This window comes from Nocardia sp. CA-107356 (assembly GCF_050946365.1).
Lineage (GTDB): Bacteria > Actinomycetota > Actinomycetes > Mycobacteriales > Mycobacteriaceae > Nocardia.
Map to the genome: position 1 here is coordinate 5,909,345 of NZ_CP191992.1, position 17,141 is coordinate 5,926,485.

The window sequence follows — 17,141 nt, forward strand, 5'->3', positions numbered from 1 at the left end:
AGGTTCGACCAAAATAGGCGATCTACCCGGCCAGATCGTGGCGCCGCCCGCCGACTTGCGATCCTGAGACCATGGCGATCCCCCTCCCCGATCTGGTCGAGACCCTGCTCGATGGTCCACGCCCACTGCCCATTGTTACTGCGGGCGACCCTGTACTGCGCTCCCCTGCCGCGCCGTACGACGGGCAACTGACGGACACACAGTTGGACCGATTGGTGCTCGCTATGCGGGAGACGATGCATGCCGCGCCCGGAGTGGGGCTCGCAGCGCCACAGGTCGGGATACCGCTGCGGCTGGCCGTGCTGGAGGATCCGGCCGAGGTGACCGATGAGGTGCGCACAGCCCGCGCCCGGATTCCACTGCCGTTCCGGATCCTGATCAACCCGACCTACGAACCGATCGGCGATACCCGTTCCGCATTCTTCGAAGGCTGCCTCAGCATGCCGGGCTGGCAGGCCGTGGTCGCACGCCACGCCAGCGTGCGCCTGCGCGGCCACGACGACCGCGGCCGCGAGCTGGATGAGGAGGTGTCCGGTTGGCCCGCCCGCATCGTGCAACACGAGACCGACCACCTCAACGGCACCCTCTACATCGACCGCGCCATCACCCGCTCCCTCACTTCCGCACAAGCCCTCACCGACCGCTGGTCCCAACCGACACCCGCCGCCGCGGCCGCCGCACTCGGCTTCGATCTCCCCTGACGTGCATACTGCGATGGGAGCGAGGGCCCGTCGTTATCCAGGTGTTGCCAGTACCAGTGTTATCGGACTCCTGTTACTGGTGTCGGATCGGCTGCAAGCTCTAGGACATGACCCAGACCTTGCAGCCGAGTACCACTGCGGCCACGTCGGCCGTTGCGGGTCCGGCAGTTCAGCCCGCCGCGTTCGGTGCGCGGCGAACCATCGCGGTGCTCGCGGTGTTGCTCACCGGACAGTTCATGGCGGTGCTCGACGCGTCGATCGTCAATGTCGCCATACCTTCTATTCGTACCTCGTTGCATACCAGCGGATCCGCGTTGCAGTTGATCGTCGCCGGATATGTGATCGCCTATGCCGTGCTGCTCGTCACGGGTGCGCGGTTGGGTGACCGGTTCACCCAGCGTCGCACCTTCATCACCGGGCTCGCGGTGTTCACCGTTGCCTCGCTGGCCTGCGGGCTGGCGTGGAATGAGCTGTCGCTCATCATATTCCGGTTCGTCCAGGGCGCGGGTGCCGCCGCGATGATTCCGCAGATCATGACCATGATCCAGCGGAACTTCACCGGAAACGCACGGGCCAAGGCGCTCAGCGCGTACTCCGCGATCATCTCCGGCGGCATGGTCGTTGGCCAGGTGGCGGGTGGATTGATCGTGAATGCCGACCTTTTCGGTAGTAGCTGGCGTGGCGTGTTCCTGGTCAATGTGCCGATCGGCGTGGCGTTACTGCTGATCGCCCCGAAAGTATTGCCCTCGGCCACAGCGCGATTCGATCGGAAGCTGGACCTGGCGGGTCTGACGATGCTCACCGTGTCGGTGCTGCTCCTCGTGCTGCCCATGGTGTTGGGATATGAGCAGAACTGGCCGCTGTGGACGTGGATCGCATTGGGCGCCAGTGTGATCGGTATCGGATCGTTCGTGGCGATCGAGCGCGCCGTTGCGGCCCGCGACGGTGAACCGCTCTTCGCCCAGCGTGTGCTGACGTCGCCGGGGCTGGCGCTGACCGCGGGCACACTGTTCACGATCATGGCCACCTTCGGCGGCTGGATGTTCGTGATGGCGATCCACCTGCAGAGCACCCTCGGCTACACCGCGCTGCATGCGGGCCTGCTGTTCATCCCGATGGGCGCAACCTTCGCACTGGCCAGTTTGAATTGGGAGCGCATCCCACATCGCTGGCACGCCAGCATGATTCCGCTCGGCCTTGTGCTCGGCGCGACCACGATGGTGGTGCTCGGCATGATGCTGCGCAACGGCGCCGACTTCGGCCCGCTACCGCTGGTCATCTTCGGCATCCAGGGCATCGGCTTCGGCCTCGCCTTCAGCCCGCTGATGACCCGCACCCTGGCCAGCATTCCGATGGCCCTCGCAGCCGACGCCAGCGGCATTCTGGTCACCAGCGTGCAACTCGGCATCGTGGTCGGCATCGCCTGCTTCGGGTCGGTATTCCTCGGCCTCGCGGGCAGTGCGGCGCTCTCGGCAGCACATGCCTTGGGCGGCACGGCGATCGCGGAAGGTGTCACGGTTCTGGTCGCCGCGGCCCTGTCGGCTCGCGCGGCGCGGTAACCACGGCAGCGATCCCGGGTTCGGACGGCGAACCCGGGATCACTGCTGCGCGGATTCGGATCAGCGCGACGCAAATGCTGGCGGTATCGGCCAAGTTTGACGATCGTCATACCTATGAGCAGGAGCGGAAACGCCTTCGCGGTGGGCATCGAATTGGATGGCGAGGGATATCATCCCGCCGCGTGGCGGCGCGCCGCACATGCGCCCGATGCCTTTCTTACCGGCGCTACGCTGCGCAAACGTGTCAGCGCGGCCGAGAATGCCGGCTTTACGCTTGCGACGTTCGACGATTCGATCCTGCCGCCCGCCGGGCATCCGGCGGCGCGCATCGACGCGGTGACGCGGGCATCGTTCGTGGCGGCGACGACCAGCACCATCGGACTGGTGGCGACCGTGGCAACCACCTACGCGGAACCGTTTCACACGTCCTCGCAGCTGGCCACGCTCGACTATGCCTCGCGCGGGCGCGGCGGTTGGATCGCGACGACCATTGCCGACCCGGCGGCCGCCATTACCTGGGGTCGGCCCGCTCGCGGCACCGAGCCGGAACTCGCACGCGAACAACGGGATTCGATCGAGGTCGCGCGCCGACTGTGGGACTCGTGGGAAGACGATGCGGTCGTGCGCGACTACGCGAAGAGCAGATTCCTCGATCGAGACAAGCTGCACTATATCGACTTCAGCGGCGAGACCTTTTCGGTGCAGGGTCCGGCGATCGTGCCGCGGCCACCGCAGGGGCAGGTGGTCGTGTTCGCCGATGGCACAACCGAATCCGGGGAAGCCGACGTAATCCTGGTCACGGGGCACGATCTCGCACAGATCCTCGCTGCCGCCGACCGCGCGCGGGCCACCGGCGCACTGGTCTTCGCCGAACTCGATGTCGCCCTGGACATCCCGCATGCGACGGCCGCTGAACGCCTGACTGCCCTCGACGAGTATCAGACCGCGAATCCCACAGGACACCTGACGTTCTCGGGCGCTCCCATCGAACTCGTCCGCCTCATTACCGAACTCGCACACCACGTCGACGGCGTGCGCCTGCATCCGGCCGTCATCGACGAAGACCTCTCGGCGCTGGCGCGCTACGTCCTGCCTGCACTGTTCCGATCCGGAGTGACCCACCGCCCGGTGCCGGGTTCGACCCTGCGCGCCAATCTCGGCCTGATACGGCCGATCAATCGATACGCGAAGGATCAGCAATGAGTACTGCATCGCATAGCGATTCCGTGAGCGGTGGCGGTCGGGTAACGGGTGGGCCCGCGCTTGCGTTCCCCGACGCCCAGGTGCATTTCGGCGTCTTCTTCCAGGGCGTCAACCACTCCACCATCTGGTCTGATCCGACCAGCGGTTCCCAGATCGACTTCGAGACGTTCCGGCGTATCGTCGGCACGGCCGAGCGCGGACTCTTCGATGCGTTTTTCCTCGGTGAGGGTCTGCGCCTGCGCGAGCAGAACGGTCAGCTGCTCGACACCGATATCGCGGGCCGTCCCGATGCCATCGCCCAGTTGGCGGCATTGGCCGGGATCACCCACCACATCGGCCTGGTCGCCACCCAGAACACTACCTATAACGAACCCGCCGACCTCGCGCGCCGACTCGCGGGACTGGACCTGCTCTCAGGCGGCCGCGCGGGCTGGAACGCCGTCACCACCGACAATGCCTGGACCGGTGCGAATTTCCGGCGCGGCGGCTTCCTCGACCACGCGCAGCGCTACGAGCGCGCGGGCGAATTCATCCGCACGGCCCGGGCGATCTGGGACGGATGGGCCGACCACGCGATCGCAACCTCACGCCACGACACGCACTGGGCCGCACCGGATTCGGCGCGGACGGTGACTCGTGACAACGACCATTTCCAGGTCTCGGTCACCCCGACCCTGCCGCGCAGCGCGCAGGGCCACCCGGTGATCTTCCAGGCCGGTGACTCACCCGCGGGCCGTGATTTCGCGGCAGCCAATGCCGATGTCATCTTCTCCAGGCACGGAACGCATTTCGATGCCGCGCTGACATTCGCGAACGATATTCGCGAACGGCTGGAGCGAGCGGGTCGCCCGGCCGATGACATCAAGATCCTGCCCGGCACCCAGATCGTGCTGGCCGAGAAGGAATCCGAGGTCGAGGAGAAGGCGCGCTGGGTGCTCGAGGGGCAATTCACCGGTCAGACCGCGCTTTCCCTGGTCGGCCAGGTGTGGGGTCGAGACCTGTCCGACCTCGATCCCGATGGCCCGCTGCCCGCGGAGGATCCACAGCCTCGGGTGATTTCCGGTGAACGCGGCGCTCAGCGCGACGGTCAGGACCCGGTGGCGATCGCGCGGGAGTGGCGGGCGCTGGCCGAGGCCAAGAACCTTTCGCTGCGGCAGGTCGCCATCGAGACCTCGCAGCGGTCCGGCTTCGCGGGTACGCCGGGCCAGGTCGCCGATGAACTGACCCGCTGGGTGCGCAGCGGCGCGACGCACGGGTTCAATATTTCGCCGTATCTGGTCCCCACCGGACTCGATGAGATCGTCGACTGGCTGATTCCGGAACTACGGGAGCGCGGCGCATACCGCACCGAGTACACCGGGACCACTCTGCGCGAACACCTCGGGCTCCGACCGCCGCTGACCAGGCGCTGACCTCGACGCCCGCCAGGTCCGATGCGCAAAAGATCGTCGGTTTGTCACCGAAATCGAACCTGGGACCGCGTCTTGCTCGTATGTTTGCCATACGCAGCGCAGATCGGAGTGGGACAGTGCAAGCAGGGACTACCGCGGATTATGTGATCGTCGGCTCCGGGTCCGCCGGTGCGGTCCTGGCCAACCGGCTCAGCGCCGATCCGAATGTCACGGTGGTGGTGCTGGAGGCGGGACCTGCGGATACGAACAAGTTCGCCCATATTCCCGCAGCGTTCGCGAAACTGTTCCGCACAGAGGTGGATTGGGACTACCTCACCGAACCACAGCCCGAGCTGAAGAATCGGCAGATCTACTGGCCGCGCGGCAAAATGTTCGGCGGCTCCTCATCGATGAACGCGATGATGTGGGTGCGCGGATTCCGCGCCGATTACGACGAGTGGGCGCTGCTGGCCGGGGACGAGTGGGGGTTCGCGGCGGCGGTCGAGCAGTTCCGCAAGATCGAGAACGTCGAGGACGCGCAATACCCGGATGAGGGCGCGACCGGACCGCTGCATATTTCGCGGCAGCGCAGCCCGCGCGCGCTCACCGCGGCCTTTCTCGCGGCGGTCAAGGAGTCCGGGTTCCCGGTGGAGCCGCCGAACCGGCCGCAGCCGGAAGGTTTCAGCGAGACCATGGTGACCCAGCATGGTGGCAGGCGCTGGAGCACGTCCGACGCCTATCTGAAGCCCGCGATGCGCCGCCCGAACCTCACCGTGCATGCCGAGGCGCTCGCGTCACGGGTCATCTTCGAGACCTCGCCCACCGGGGCGCGGCGCGCGACGGGCGTGGAATACCGCCAGGGCGGCAGCACCCATTCGGTGGCGGCCCGGCGCGAAGTGGTGCTGTGCGGTGGTGCGATCAATAGCCCGCAGCTGCTGATGCTCTCCGGTATCGGCGACGAGGACGAGCTCGCACGCCACCACATTCCGCTGGTGCACCATGCCCCCGAGGTGGGTGCCAATCTGCAGGACCACCTGGTGGCCGCGCTCGGCTATGGGGTCGAATCCGATTCGCTGTTCACCGCGGAGAAACCACGACAGCTCGTCGACTATCTGATCCGGCATCGGGGCATGCTGACCTCCAATGTCGGCGAGGCCTATGGGTTCATCCGCAGTCGCTCCGATCTCGAATTGCCGGATCTAGAGCTGGTTTTCGCGCCAGCGCCGTTCTACTACGAGGGCCTGGTGGATCCGACCGAGCACGGGGTGGTGCTGGCGACAGTGCTGCTGCGCCCGCACAGCCGGGGTCGCATCTCGCTGGCGTCCGGCGATCCGACCGCCAAGCCCGTCATCGACCCGCGCTACCTGGCCGACAGCGGCGGCGCGGACCGGGCCGCGATCATGTCGGGTCTGCGGGTCTGCGCCGAACTCGCCGCCGCCCCGGCTATGAAGGCGGTACTCGGTCCCCTCATCTATCCGCCGCAGGCGCCCGCGGAAATGGAGGCCGCGATGGAACTGACCCTGAACGGCTTCTCGCACACGTTGTACCACCCGGTCGGCACCTGCCGGATGGGCACCGACGCGGGCAGCGTTGTCACACCGCGACTGGAAGTGCGTGGGGTGCAAGGGCTTCGCGTCGCGGACGCCTCGGTAATGCCGCTGCTCATCCGCGGCCATACACACGCGCCGAGCGTATTCATCGGTGAGCAGGCGGCCGATTTCATCCTCGGCTGACCCGCGTTACTCGGATTTGCGGCGCAGGGTCGCCGCGCCGCCGAGCAGCGTCGCGAACGCGAACCCTGCGATGGCCAGCAGATCCAGCCACAGCGTGGTGGTCGGCAGCGGGAAGGTGCCGACCTCACTCATGGCGTCGGCCGCGTAGCGCAGCGGCATGACATCACTGGCCAGTTGCAGCGCGGTGGACATCTCCGCACGCGGCCAGATCAGCCCGCACAACAGGACCTGCGGAAATACAACGGCGGGCATGAATTGCAGCGCTTGGAATTCGGTGCGGGCGAAGGCACTGGTCAGCAGGCCGGTGCAGCAGCCGAGGATGGCCGTGGACACCCCGATCAGCAGTACCGTCGCGATTTTGCCCTGGGTGCGCAGCCCGAGCGGCCCGTAGGCGACGGCCGCGGCGATACACGCCTGTAGCGCGGCGAGTGCCGCGAAGGCGAGGGCATAGCCGAACAGCAGATCCAGCTTCTGCAAGGGTGTACTGAGCAGGCGTTCGAGCGTGCCGCTCACCCGCTCACGCAGCATGGCCACACTCGTGACCAAGAACATCGACGTGAACGGGAAGATGCCGAGCAACATCAGGCCGATCTGGTCGAAGATATCGAGTCGATCCACGAAGATGAACCGCAGCAACGTCAGCAGGAGGCTGGGCACGAACAGGACCAGCAGCAGGGTGCGGCGGTCGTGGCGGATCTGGGTCAGTACCCGGGCGGCGGTCCAGAGTGTGCGTGAAATCGACATCAGGCCAGTACCTTTCGCGTCTCAGAGGTGACCTCCCGTGCCAGGATCAGGCGGAGAAATGCCTCTTCGAGATTGTCGGCATCGGTGGCCGCGCGCAGGTCGGCGGGCGTCTCGTCGGCGAGCAGCCGGCCCTCGCGCAACAGCAACAGACGGTCGCAGCGGTCGGCCTCATCCATGACATGGCTCGATACCAGCAGGGTGGTGCCGGCAGCGGCGAGGGCGTGGAATTGCCGCCACAGGTCCCGGCGCAGCACCGGGTCGAGACCGACGGTCGGTTCGTCCAGCACCAGGACGGCGGGACGGGCCAGCAGTGCGCACGCCAGCGAGACCCTGGCGCGCTGGCCGCCGGACAGCGAGTCGACCAGGCGATCGGCGAGGTCGGCGAGTCCGACATCGCGCACTGCTTCGTCCGCGGCGGCGATGCCGCTGCCCTGGACACGGGCGAAGTAGTGGGCGTTCTGGCGGATTGTGAGATCGCCGTAGACCGAAGGTTGTTGGGTGACATAGCCGATCCGCGCGCGCAGCGCGACCGCGCCCGCGGGCAATCCGAGCACGGTGACGCGGCCGCCGGTGATCTTTTGTACGCCGACGATGGCGCGCAGCAGCGTCGTCTTGCCGGAGCCGCTGGGGCCCAGCAAACCGGTGACACTGCCCGCGGCGACGGTGAAATCGAGCTCGTGCAGTACCTCCGACTTGCCGCGCTCGACTGTTAGTTGCCGTACTTCGATTGCGCTGAGCGCCATTTCGAGTTCTGTCATGATTTTCCGCCCTGTCGGGTCTTGATCGGCGAGATCGTGCTCACGTCGGAGACCGCTACCTCGAGTTGCGCGCCCGCGGCATGCGGGAAGGTGATGGTTGTCTGCAGTGGCAGGTGCGCACCGCGGACGCGCAACCACACGGTCAGGGTGGCGTCGGTTCGAGCGGCGGGCAGCAAGGCGCGCAGCGCCTCCGCGGGCACCACGGCCCGCACCTGGAACGCATCGACACCGGTGAAGTCCTCTCGCGCAACGGTTTCGGCGTCACGTAGCGAGCCGATCAGGCGAGCGATGGCACCGTCCCTGCCGATCAGTCCGGCCGGATCGCCCACGCCGAGATTCGGCGGCAGTGGGGTCCTGGTTCCGTCCGCGTTGATGCCGACCACCTTGCCCTCGGATGCGACGAACCGGGTCGTCGACCCGATCACCGGTATCGCCGTGCCCGTCGCGGTACCACCGTCCGCGGTCGACAGGTCCGCCTCGAGTCGGCGCAACGCAAGCCCCGGCACCGCACCCTCCGCCCGCAGCACCAGATGCGCGGAATGCACTGCGCCCGTGGAGATTGCGGCATCACGCAGCATCAAATCGGCATCGGGCAATCCGCCGTCGCCACACCCCGCGACCAGCGCCGTGCCCGCGACCACGAGGGCCGCCCTTCGATAGCGCACCGAAGCACCTCCTATGGGTAGTGTCGCTACCCATAGGCTAGGCGGCTAAGGGTAGGATTACTACCCATGAGCGCGGAATTGCTGAAAGGGCATTTGGACGGCATGATCCTGGCCGTGCTCGCCGACGGCCCGCGGCACGGCTACGGTGTCATCGACGCGCTCCGGGACCGGACAGACGGCCGCTTCGATCTGCCCAAGGGCACGATCTACCCGGCGCTGCATCGCCTCGAACAGGCCGGACTGATCAACGGTGCGTGGTCGACCGAGGGTGGACGCCGGCGGCGCACCTACGTGCTCAGCGCCGCGGGACACCGACGACTCGGGATCGAGCGGGCATCCTGGCGCGAATTCGTCAGCGCCGTTGGCGCGTTGATGGACGGAAACGGAGGAATGGGGGAAACACCGTGTCCGGCAACGTAATCGATGACTACCTCAACGATCTCGACCGACGCCTGACCGGCGCACGCCGCGATCGGCGCATGGTCCTAGCCGAGATCGGTGACGGACTGCACGAATCGGTGGAACATTTTCTCGCGCGTGGATTTTCCCTGCCGCAGGCCCGCGCGGCGGCGATACGAGAGTTCGGCGCGCCCGCGCTGCTCGCCGCCGATTTCGCGCCGGTCAACTCCTCGAAGCGGATCAACCGCTATGGTCGCGGGTTCCTGATGATCGGACCACTGATCGGAATCCTGTGGGGCACAGCGGCATTGCTCGGGTCCTTCGCCGCCGTGCCATGGCCGCTCACGGTGACGGGCTTGGTCGTGATGGCGGTCGCCGTCATGATCGGCGCACCATTCACCGCGGTCGCGACCGCCGCGACGGGACGCATGAGCCGTTGGCTGCGAATGGAGACCCGACTGGCCGCCAGAGCATTGGTAGTGACCGCGGTCGTCGCCTTGACCGTCGACACGATTCTGATCACGACCTTGGCGACGGTAGTCGCCCTCGCGCCACAGGGTGTGGTCGTATTGCCGGTCGCGCTCGGCGCACTCGCCAGCCTCACCCGCATCGCCATGGCCACGGCCAGCATTCCGCGCCTCGGCCCCGCCCGGGCCCTGACTTCGTAGCGCAACTGCCCCCCGGGGGCGCCGATCAGTTCACGGCATCGAGTGCCCATTCCTGAGCTGAACCGTAGAATCCCGCGTGATCGGGACGGGAATGGCGTTCACGCCAATGCGATCCGCTACCCTCGGCCCTTCCGCGCCAATAGTGGCCCCGAATTGGCATGCAGTGCAACATTGCATTCGGCGCGTGGATGCAGAGGGTGCTGTGCCGCACAGAATGTCGCGATGTAGTGCACGCTTGTCCCGCGCCGGTATACCTCGCCGACTGATCCGCACACCCGGTGTCGTTGCCGCACACCCGCTCTACACCGGGGTGCGCCAGCGACACGGGGTGCGTGGCTATCGGGCGGAATGCCGGAATCAGGCGAAGGCGAACAGGCTGAGGGAGGCTGCGGCCAGGGCCAGGTATGGGAGCGGGTAGGTGATGTGGCTGTACCACTTGGCGCGGACGATCGTGATCACCGCGCCGAGGAAGAACAGGACCAGGCAGGTGGCGGCGGCCAGGGCGAGGGGCGGGATGGCCAGGCCGATCAGTAGGCCGAGTCCGCCGAGCGCTTTGAGAGCGGCCAAGGGGTTGAGTGCCCACTGTGGGAGGCCGTAGCCCTGCATGGTCTCGCGCACCTTATCCGCCTCGACGACATCGAAGCCTGCGGCGAAGAGGGCGGCAACAGCGGCGAGGACGGTGACGACGACGTATGCGATAGACATGGGAAATACCCTCCGGGAGTCTCGATTCACTGGGTCTGCGATCGTGGTGTCGCACCCGATCGCCTAATTCACGTGACGGATGCCGATCGCGAAAGGTGACCGATGCACGCACAGGAGTTGTTGGCGCGACAATTCGAGACGCATCGCGACCACCTGCGCGCAGTTGCCTACCGGATGCTGGGGGCGGCCAGCGAGGCCGATGACGCGGTGCAGGAGGCGTGGCTGCGGCTGGCCCGCACCGACATCAGCGAGGTCGAGAATCTGGCGGGCTGGCTGACGACGGTGGTCTCCCGGATCTGCCTCGATATGCTGCGCTCGCGGGCCGCTCGGCGCGAGGATCCGATCGATCGGATCGCCGATCTCGGCGACTCCGCCTATGACCGCGATCCGGAGAGCGAAGCGGTGCTGATCGATTCGGTCGGGCGGGCGCTGCTGGTGGTGCTGGATAGGCTCGGTCCCGACGAGCGGGTCGCGTTCGTGCTGCACGATATGTTCGCCGTACCGTTCGACCAGATCGCGCCCATCGTTGGCCGCACAACGGCCACCACCAAGAAGCTCGCCAGCCGGGCCCGCGCGCGAGCGCACAGCGACGCGACCGCGTCCACCGCCGAACTCGCCGAACAGCGCCACGTCGTGGATGCCTTCCTCGCCGCCGCCCGCAGCGGTGATCTCGACGCACTACTGGCCGTGCTGGCTCCCGACGTGGTGCGCACGGCCGATCCCGCCGCGCTGCCCTCGGGTATGGCGCTGGTCGCTCGCGGCGCGCAGACGGTGGCGCGGGAAACCGTCATCCTGCGGCGCCGCTCCCAGGTCGCCACGCTCGCACTCGTCAATGGCGCGGTCGGCATCATCGTCGCCCCACGCGGCAACCTGCTCCTCGCCCTGGCCGTCACGGTCGAGAACAATCGGATCGCCGGTTACGAGGTGATCGCGGACCCTGTCCGACTGGCCGAACTCGATCTGGCGGTATTGCCCGAATTGCCCTGAACCGCTGGGCCGTGACGCAGCGCGGCGGTGCCCGGCGAGGAAGCGGCGGCCGATGTCGGTGAGATGGTGCCGGGCACACGAGGATTCAGCGGACCGCCGTGCGTCAGTCGCAGACGGCGCCGAACGACGCCGAGCCGACCAGTTTCGAATATTTCGCGAGTACGCCGCGGGTGTAGCGGGACGGCAATGGTTTCCAGCCGTCGCGGCGGTCGGCGAGTTCTGCGGGGTCGATCAACAGGTCGAGGGTGCCCGCGGCGACGTCGAGGCGGATCTGGTCGCCGTCGCGGACGAAGGCGATCGGGCCGCCGTCGACCGCTTCCGGGGCGACATGGCCGACGCACAGTCCGGTGGTGCCGCCGGAGAATCGGCCGTCGGTGAGCAGCAGCACATCCTTGCCGAGTCCCGCACCCTTGATGGCCGCGGTGATCGCGAGCATTTCGCGCATTCCTGGACCACCCTTGGGGCCCTCATAGCGGATGACGACCACATCGCCCGCCGCGATCGTGCCGTCCTCCAGCGCATCCATCGCGGCCCGCTCGCGATCGAAAACCCGTGCGGTGCCGGTGAATACGTCGGAGTCGAAGCCCGCCGACTTGACCACGGCGCCGCCGGGCGCGAGGGATCCGGCGAGGATGGTGATGCCGCCGGTCGGGTGGATCGGGGATGTCATGGCCCGCACCACTTTTCCGTCGGGGTCCGGCGGGGCGATATCGGTGAGGTTCTCGGCCACGGTCCGGCCGGTCACGGTCAGGCAGTCGCCGTGCAGCAGCCCCGCATCGAGCAGCGCCTTCATCATCACCGGCACGCCGCCGATCCGGTCCACATCCGTCATCACATGTCGACCGAAGGGTTTCACGTCGGCGAGATGTGGCACCCTGCGGCCGACACGGGCGAAATCGTCCAGTGTCAGATCCACGTTCGCGTCATGTGCGATCGCGAGCAGGTGCAATACGGCATTGGTCGAGCCGCCGAACGCCATCACGACCGCGATCGCGTTCTCGAAGGCTTCCTTGGTGAGGATGTCTGCGGTGGTGATCCCGCGCCGCAGCAATTCCACGACCGCCTCGCCGCTACGTCGGGCGTAGCCGTCGCGTCGCCGATCGGTCGCGGGTGGCGCTGCACTGCCGGGCAGCGACATGCCCAAGGCCTCGGCCGCGCTGGCCATGGTGTTGGCGGTGTACATCCCGCCGCACGCGCCCTCGCCGGGACAGATGGCGCGCTCGATCGCGTCTACATCCGCGCGGCTCATCAACCCGCGTGAGCATGCGCCGACGGCCTCGAACGCGTCGATGATCGTCACCTCGCGCTCGCTGCCATCGGAGAGCTTCGCGATACCGGGCAGGATCGAGCCCGCGTACAGGAACACACTCGCCAGGTTCAGCCGCGCCGCCGCCATCAGCATGCCGGGCAACGATTTGTCGCATCCGGCCAGCAGCACGGAACCGTCGAGCCGCTCGGCCTGCATCACGGTCTCGACACTGTCGGCGATCACCTCCCGCGATACCAGGGAGAAATGCATGCCCTCATGGCCCATGGAAATGCCGTCGGACACCGATATGGTGCCGAATTCCATGGGATACCCGCCGCCCGCGAATACGCCCTCTTTACAGGCCTTGGCGAGCCGATCCAGCGAAAGGTTGCACGGCGTGATCTCGTTCCACGACGAGGCCACCCCGATCTGGGATTTGCCCCAGTCCCCGTCGTCCATGCCGACGGCCCGCAGCATGCCACGCGCGGCCGTCTTCTCGAGACCATCGGTGACGTCGCGGCTGCGCGGTTTGATATCGGGACCGTTCGCATCATTCGCCATGGCCACATCATTCCCGCCCGGATCGCCGAGCGCCGCCGCCCACGCCGATCGCCGTGATTATCGGTGCGTACCGATTCGCTGGAGCAGATTCAGCAGGGTCGCGCGTTCGTCGGTCGACAATGCGGCGAACGAGTCGGCCAGCACGTCGTTCGCGATCTGGTTTCCGGCGCGCAGTACCTGTTCGCCCGCGGCGGTCAGCCGGTGTTCGATGGCGCGACCGCGTCCGGGCGTGCGTTCGATCAGACCACGGGCCACGAGGCGGTTGGCGAGGGTGCCGAAGGCCTGCTCGCTTTGAAATGTTTCCTCGGCCAGGGCGCGCGCGGTAGAACCGGAATTGCGGTCGATGGCGCGCAAGGCATCCCACTGGGCGAGGGTGCTGCCGATGGCCGCGAGCCGACCGTCCAGCGCGCGATGATGGCGGTACTGCGCTTGTTTGACGGCGCGTCCCAGGGCTTGCAGATCACCAGGCATGGACATAAGCCTAACAGTGTGACTAAACTTGTTTATATCAATATATTTAGTTATGGATCGAGGCACTGTCGATGACCGCACTCCCCCAGCCGCAACCGCCGCTCACGATCGCCGAATCAGGCAGCGGCCCAACAATTCTCGTATTACATGGCGGTGCTGGCCCCGCTTCGGTGGCCGGTATCGCCGAGCACCTGTCCCGCACGTCCCATGTCGTTACTCCGACGCATCCGGGTTGGAATGGCACACCGTTGGCATTCGACAGCATCGGCGACCTCGCCCGCGGCTATCTGAACCTGCTCCAGGACCGCGATCTGCATGACGTCCTCGTCATCGGCTCCTCCATCGGCGGCTGGATCGCCGCCGAAATGGCCGTCCGCGATCGCGAGCACCGGATCAACGGGCTGGTGCTGATCGATGCGACCGGCGTCTGGTTCGACGACGAACCGATCACCGACTTCTTCGCCCTCGACGCCCGCGGCGTAGCCGAGCACTCCTACCACGACCCGGCCCGCTTCTACCAAGACCCCGCCGACATCCCCGTTGCGCAATCGGTTGCGCGCCAAGGGAATATGGTCGCGCTACGGCACTACGCGGGCGACCCGTACATGCACAACCCGCAACTGCTCCCCCAACTCGCCGCCGTCATGACACCAGCGCTGCTGCTCTGGGGCGAAAGCGACCGCATCCTCACCCCGGCCTACGGCGCGGCCTATGCCGCCGCGTTCGGCAATGCTCGATTCGAAATCATCCGTGCGGCAGGCCATTTGCCCCAACTAGAGCAACCGGAGGCCACCTTCGCTCACATCGAGACCTTCCGCCCGGCACTGCGGTAGCGGATCGGTCAGACACGCCGATCGATCTCGGCCATATGCTCCTCCGCCCACGTGCGCAACGCCGCCAGGGGCACTTCGAGGGATACGCCGAGGTCGGTGAGGCGGTAGTGAACGCGGGGCGGGACTGTCGGTTCCACTCGGCGCGCGACCAAGCCGTCGGCGGTCAGGCCCTGCAGGGTTACCGAGAGCATCTTCTGCGAGACACCGGGTATCCGTCGCCGCAGTTCGGCGAAACGCAACTCACCGGCCTCGGCCAAGATCTTGACAACCATGGATACCCACTTGGTGCCGATCCGGTCCAGGAGGCGGCGCGTCGGGCAGTCGGGGTCGAACAGATCGCCTCGGGTAGTCACCTGAACCTCACCACCTGTCGTGAAAGTGCCGTCTTGGCAGCACCGACCACGTTACCTAGTTTCAGGTGGTAACTATTGGTAACCACACGGAGCAGAGCAATGGCATCCGATATCTCGGTACAGCACATCGATACCAACGGCATTCGCACAGAGGTCGCGATCGCGGGGCAAGGCCCGGCCGTCCTACTGCTGCACGGCTTCCCGCACACCTGGCAGCTGTGGCGCGCGGTGATCGGCCCGCTCGCCGAACGGCATCGGGTCATCGCGCCGGACCTGCGTGGGCTCGGCGGCGCGACCCGTGCGTCGGACGGTTACGACACGGGCACGCTCGCCGAGGACGCCGCGGACCTGCTCGACGCACTGGGCGAGGCGAGCGCAACGGTGATCGCAATCGACGCCGGTGCGCCGCCCGCCTTCCTGTTGGCGATGCGGCGGCCCGAACGCGTGCGACGACTCGTGCTGATGGAATCGCTGTTGGGGACGCTGCCCGGTGCCGAGGACTTTCTCGCCGCCGGTCCACCCTGGTGGTTCGGCTTCCATGCGGTACCCGGCCTCGCCGAAACCGTGCTCGCCGGACACGAATCCGAGTACATCGACTGGTTTCTCACCATCGGCACCCACGGACGCGGTGTACCCGCACACCTGCGGGACGCCTTCGTCACCGCTTACACCGGACATGAGGCGTTGCGCTGCGCCTTCGCCTACTACCGAGCAATGCCGAGCACCGCGCGTCAGATCGAGCAGGCCGTCATGTCCGGGCGGCTTACCGTGCCGACCATGGCCGTCGGCGCGCATCCGGTCGGTGACGCGCTCGCACGGCAACTGCGCCCTATCGCCGATGACCTGGTCGCCCACGTGATTCCCGACTGCGGTCACATCATTCCGCTGGACGGCACCACTGCCCTTCTCGATCTGCTTGCGGATTTCCTTGCGGCCGAGGTCGATTCGGCGCCCTGAGCGAAGGTGCCGGGTAACGAAGACGAGCACCGCCACGAGTTGGATGGCCTGACCACAGCACGCACCACTCGACCGGCGAGCGCGAATGCCTCACCCACGCTGGCGAGCACCACACTTGCCGAGTGCGGCCGGATACCGGTCCGGTGACCGCGCGAGCGCCCTCGTAGCCGATATCGGCGAGCAGGCCGACCCCGCCGAATCCGACGACGAACCGCCGAGGAGGCATAGCCGTTGGGCCCGGACACGATCGCCGACACCGTCAGAGGATGACATGAGCCGCCCGCGCGGCGGGCTATGCGGGCGCGACGCTGGTATGCGGATGCTCGGCGCACAAGCAGCCGACACCCTTCTCGATCCACTCCTGGCCGTCCCATCCGGGACGCCGAGTAATCAGCAGGGCCCGGACCTCTTCGATGATCGTCTCCTCGGCCATGGCCGAATCGCGGCGAATCCAGGTCTCGTCCCGCAGCATTCGCAGATAGTCGCGCACATCGGCCAGCAGCTCCGCGCCGCCGACGGCACCATGTCCGGGCACGACGATCCGCGGATGTTCGCGAGCCAGTCGTTCCATGACCGCGAGCCACCGGAGACCGGAGACATCGGTGTCGTGCGGTGGAAACCACGGGAATATCGCGAACTGCCCGGATTCCACCAGATCCCCGGTGAACAGCACACCCGCATCGGGCACCTCCACCACCTGATCACCATTGCTGTGCGCGCGCCCGGTGGCCCGCAACCGCACCACCCGCCCGCCCAGATCGAGTTCGTAGGACCGGTCGTAGACGATATCGGGCCGCGCCAGATGCACTCCCTCGAGCTGGCGGGCCACCGCGGCACCGAGGCCGGTGAACATCTCGAGATATCCCGGACCTTTCAGCCGCAGGTCCGCCGCCTGATCTCGGTTGATCAGATAGGTCGCCGCATCGGCGAAAGTTTGTGCGCCGAATGCGTGCTCGGGGTGGAAATGCGTTGTCGTCAAGTACAACTCGCGGCCGTCGGCGACTTCGGTGGCAAATTTCAGCACGGTCTCGGCATTGCGCGGCCCCATCCCCGTCTCGACAACCAGCACCGCATCTCGACCACCGATGACCCCGATATTCGGCACCAGCGGTACCCGCCGGTTCGGAATCACAACGATGTCGTGGGCAATCTCGGTCACATCCGTGAGTTCGACCACGGGTTCGAGCATTTCGGCCATGAAGAC

General features: G+C 66.8%; 18 protein-coding genes. 10 read left to right on the forward strand and 8 right to left on the reverse strand.

What is annotated here, in order from left to right; all coding sequences use genetic code 11:
• Positions 1 to 71 precede the first annotated feature (71 nt).
• From def to ACQP1G_RS26745, 5 genes are all read left to right on the forward strand, one after another.
• The gene (gene def / locus ACQP1G_RS26725) at positions 72 to 701 is read left to right on the forward strand and encodes a peptide deformylase (protein WP_433192303.1); all 630 of its coding nucleotides are present in this window, start codon (positions 72 to 74) and stop codon (positions 699 to 701) included.
• A 107-nt stretch (positions 702 to 808) separates the two neighbouring features.
• Positions 809 to 2,260 carry an MFS transporter gene (locus ACQP1G_RS26730; protein ID WP_433192304.1) on the forward strand — a complete coding sequence of 484 codons (1,452 nt, stop codon included), beginning with the start codon at positions 809 to 811 and terminating at the stop codon, positions 2,258 to 2,260.
• 114 nt (positions 2,261 to 2,374) lie between these two features.
• Complete coding sequence (locus ACQP1G_RS26735; protein ID WP_433192305.1) at positions 2,375 to 3,463, forward strand: LLM class flavin-dependent oxidoreductase; 1,089 nt, start codon at positions 2,375 to 2,377, stop codon at positions 3,461 to 3,463.
• Complete coding sequence (locus ACQP1G_RS26740) at positions 3,460 to 4,875, forward strand: NtaA/DmoA family FMN-dependent monooxygenase (RefSeq protein ID WP_433192306.1); 1,416 nt, start codon at positions 3,460 to 3,462, stop codon at positions 4,873 to 4,875. Before ACQP1G_RS26735 ends, ACQP1G_RS26740 begins: the two co-directional genes overlap by 4 nt.
• A 116-nt stretch (positions 4,876 to 4,991) precedes the next feature.
• Entirely contained in the window at positions 4,992 to 6,587 is a 1,596-nt protein-coding gene (locus ACQP1G_RS26745; protein WP_433192307.1) for a GMC family oxidoreductase, read from the forward strand.
• A 6-nt stretch (positions 6,588 to 6,593) separates the two neighbouring features.
• Here ACQP1G_RS26745 and ACQP1G_RS26750 read toward each other — a convergent pair whose 3' ends face one another.
• Genes ACQP1G_RS26750 through ACQP1G_RS26760 form a run of 3 tightly spaced genes read right to left on the reverse strand, consistent with a single transcriptional unit; the run spans position 6,594 to position 8,754 of the window.
• Positions 6,594 to 7,331, reverse strand: coding sequence for an ABC transporter permease (locus ACQP1G_RS26750; RefSeq protein ID WP_433192308.1), 738 nt, complete (start codon positions 7,329 to 7,331; stop codon positions 6,594 to 6,596).
• Positions 7,331 to 8,089 (reverse strand): ABC transporter ATP-binding protein, encoded by a 759-nt coding sequence (locus tag ACQP1G_RS26755; RefSeq protein ID WP_433192309.1) that lies wholly within the window; start codon positions 8,087 to 8,089, stop codon positions 7,331 to 7,333. Before ACQP1G_RS26755 ends, ACQP1G_RS26750 begins: the two co-directional genes overlap by 1 nt.
• Positions 8,086 to 8,754 (reverse strand): LppX_LprAFG lipoprotein, encoded by a 669-nt coding sequence (locus tag ACQP1G_RS26760; protein ID WP_433192310.1) that lies wholly within the window; start codon positions 8,752 to 8,754, stop codon positions 8,086 to 8,088. The genes ACQP1G_RS26755 and ACQP1G_RS26760 overlap by 4 nt, the downstream gene beginning before the upstream one ends.
• Before the next feature lie 66 nt (positions 8,755 to 8,820).
• Here ACQP1G_RS26760 and ACQP1G_RS26765 point away from each other — a divergent pair, with 66 nt between their 5' ends.
• Together ACQP1G_RS26765 and ACQP1G_RS26770 are read left to right on the forward strand one after the other, a co-directional pair.
• The gene (locus tag ACQP1G_RS26765) at positions 8,821 to 9,174 is read left to right on the forward strand and encodes a PadR family transcriptional regulator (RefSeq protein WP_433192311.1); all 354 of its coding nucleotides are present in this window, start codon (positions 8,821 to 8,823) and stop codon (positions 9,172 to 9,174) included.
• Positions 9,159 to 9,821 carry a permease prefix domain 1-containing protein gene (locus ACQP1G_RS26770; RefSeq protein WP_433192312.1) on the forward strand — a complete coding sequence of 221 codons (663 nt, stop codon included), beginning with the start codon at positions 9,159 to 9,161 and terminating at the stop codon, positions 9,819 to 9,821. Before ACQP1G_RS26765 ends, ACQP1G_RS26770 begins: the two co-directional genes overlap by 16 nt.
• A 357-nt stretch (positions 9,822 to 10,178) precedes the next feature.
• Here the strand turns inward: ACQP1G_RS26770 and ACQP1G_RS26775 are convergent, their stop codons facing one another.
• On the reverse strand, positions 10,179 to 10,526 hold the full coding sequence (locus ACQP1G_RS26775) for a DoxX family protein (RefSeq protein WP_433192313.1): 348 nt from the start codon (positions 10,524 to 10,526) through the stop codon (positions 10,179 to 10,181).
• A 102-nt stretch (positions 10,527 to 10,628) separates the two neighbouring features.
• Here ACQP1G_RS26775 and ACQP1G_RS26780 point away from each other — a divergent pair, with 102 nt between their 5' ends.
• Entirely contained in the window at positions 10,629 to 11,513 is an 885-nt protein-coding gene (locus ACQP1G_RS26780) for a sigma-70 family RNA polymerase sigma factor (protein WP_433192314.1), read from the forward strand.
• 103 nt (positions 11,514 to 11,616) lie between these two features.
• On the opposite strand, the gene ilvD is transcribed toward ACQP1G_RS26780, so the two are convergent.
• Together ilvD and ACQP1G_RS26790 are read right to left on the reverse strand one after the other, a co-directional pair.
• Positions 11,617 to 13,323 carry a dihydroxy-acid dehydratase gene (gene ilvD, locus ACQP1G_RS26785; RefSeq protein ID WP_433192315.1) on the reverse strand — a complete coding sequence of 569 codons (1,707 nt, stop codon included), beginning with the start codon at positions 13,321 to 13,323 and terminating at the stop codon, positions 11,617 to 11,619.
• Positions 13,324 to 13,380: 57 nt separating this feature from the next.
• Entirely contained in the window at positions 13,381 to 13,794 is a 414-nt protein-coding gene (locus ACQP1G_RS26790; RefSeq protein ID WP_433192316.1) for a MarR family winged helix-turn-helix transcriptional regulator, read from the reverse strand.
• 71 nt (positions 13,795 to 13,865) lie between these two features.
• Between ACQP1G_RS26790 and ACQP1G_RS26795 the strand changes: the two genes are divergently transcribed.
• Positions 13,866 to 14,627: an alpha/beta fold hydrolase gene (locus tag ACQP1G_RS26795; protein ID WP_433192317.1), complete on the forward strand. Its 762-nt coding sequence runs from the start codon at positions 13,866 to 13,868 to the stop codon at positions 14,625 to 14,627.
• A gap of 8 nt (positions 14,628 to 14,635) precedes the next feature.
• On the opposite strand, the gene ACQP1G_RS26800 is transcribed toward ACQP1G_RS26795, so the two are convergent.
• Entirely contained in the window at positions 14,636 to 14,980 is a 345-nt protein-coding gene (locus ACQP1G_RS26800; RefSeq protein WP_433192318.1) for a winged helix-turn-helix transcriptional regulator, read from the reverse strand.
• 99 nt (positions 14,981 to 15,079) lie between these two features.
• On the opposite strand from ACQP1G_RS26800, the gene ACQP1G_RS26805 reads away from it, so the two are divergent.
• Positions 15,080 to 15,937 carry an alpha/beta fold hydrolase gene (locus tag ACQP1G_RS26805; protein ID WP_433192319.1) on the forward strand — a complete coding sequence of 286 codons (858 nt, stop codon included), beginning with the start codon at positions 15,080 to 15,082 and terminating at the stop codon, positions 15,935 to 15,937.
• Positions 15,938 to 16,229: 292 nt separating this feature from the next.
• Here ACQP1G_RS26805 and ACQP1G_RS26810 read toward each other — a convergent pair whose 3' ends face one another.
• Positions 16,230 to 17,135, reverse strand: coding sequence for an MBL fold metallo-hydrolase (locus ACQP1G_RS26810; protein WP_433192320.1), 906 nt, complete (start codon positions 17,133 to 17,135; stop codon positions 16,230 to 16,232).
• Between the last annotated feature and the right edge of the window lie 6 nt (positions 17,136 to 17,141).

Bases quoted from the DNA above. Each gene is read 5' to 3' on its own strand.
- ACQP1G_RS26765 (WP_433192311.1), top strand. From the start codon at position 8,821: ATGAGCGCGGAATTGCTGAAAGGGCATTTGGACGGCATGATCCTGGCC.
- ACQP1G_RS26780 (WP_433192314.1), top strand. From the start codon at position 10,629: ATGCACGCACAGGAGTTGTTGGCGCGACAATTCGAGACGCATCGCGAC.
- ACQP1G_RS26735 (WP_433192305.1), top strand. From the start codon at position 2,375: ATGAGCAGGAGCGGAAACGCCTTCGCGGTGGGCATCGAATTGGATGGC.
- ACQP1G_RS26790 (WP_433192316.1), bottom strand. From the start codon at position 13,794: ATGCCTGGTGATCTGCAAGCCCTGGGACGCGCCGTCAAACAAGCGCAG.
- ACQP1G_RS26805 (WP_433192319.1), top strand. From the start codon at position 15,080: ATGGCATCCGATATCTCGGTACAGCACATCGATACCAACGGCATTCGC.
- ACQP1G_RS26810 (WP_433192320.1), bottom strand. From the start codon at position 17,135: ATGGCCGAAATGCTCGAACCCGTGGTCGAACTCACGGATGTGACCGAG.
- ACQP1G_RS26750 (WP_433192308.1), bottom strand. From the start codon at position 7,331: ATGTCGATTTCACGCACACTCTGGACCGCCGCCCGGGTACTGACCCAG.
- ACQP1G_RS26740 (WP_433192306.1), top strand. From the start codon at position 3,460: ATGAGTACTGCATCGCATAGCGATTCCGTGAGCGGTGGCGGTCGGGTA.
- ACQP1G_RS26795 (WP_433192317.1), top strand. From the start codon at position 13,866: ATGACCGCACTCCCCCAGCCGCAACCGCCGCTCACGATCGCCGAATCA.
- ilvD (WP_433192315.1), bottom strand. From the start codon at position 13,323: ATGGCGAATGATGCGAACGGTCCCGATATCAAACCGCGCAGCCGCGAC.
- def (WP_433192303.1), top strand. From the start codon at position 72: ATGGCGATCCCCCTCCCCGATCTGGTCGAGACCCTGCTCGATGGTCCA.
- ACQP1G_RS26730 (WP_433192304.1), top strand. From the start codon at position 809: ATGACCCAGACCTTGCAGCCGAGTACCACTGCGGCCACGTCGGCCGTT.
- ACQP1G_RS26775 (WP_433192313.1), bottom strand. From the start codon at position 10,526: ATGTCTATCGCATACGTCGTCGTCACCGTCCTCGCCGCTGTTGCCGCC.
- ACQP1G_RS26755 (WP_433192309.1), bottom strand. From the start codon at position 8,089: ATGACAGAACTCGAAATGGCGCTCAGCGCAATCGAAGTACGGCAACTA.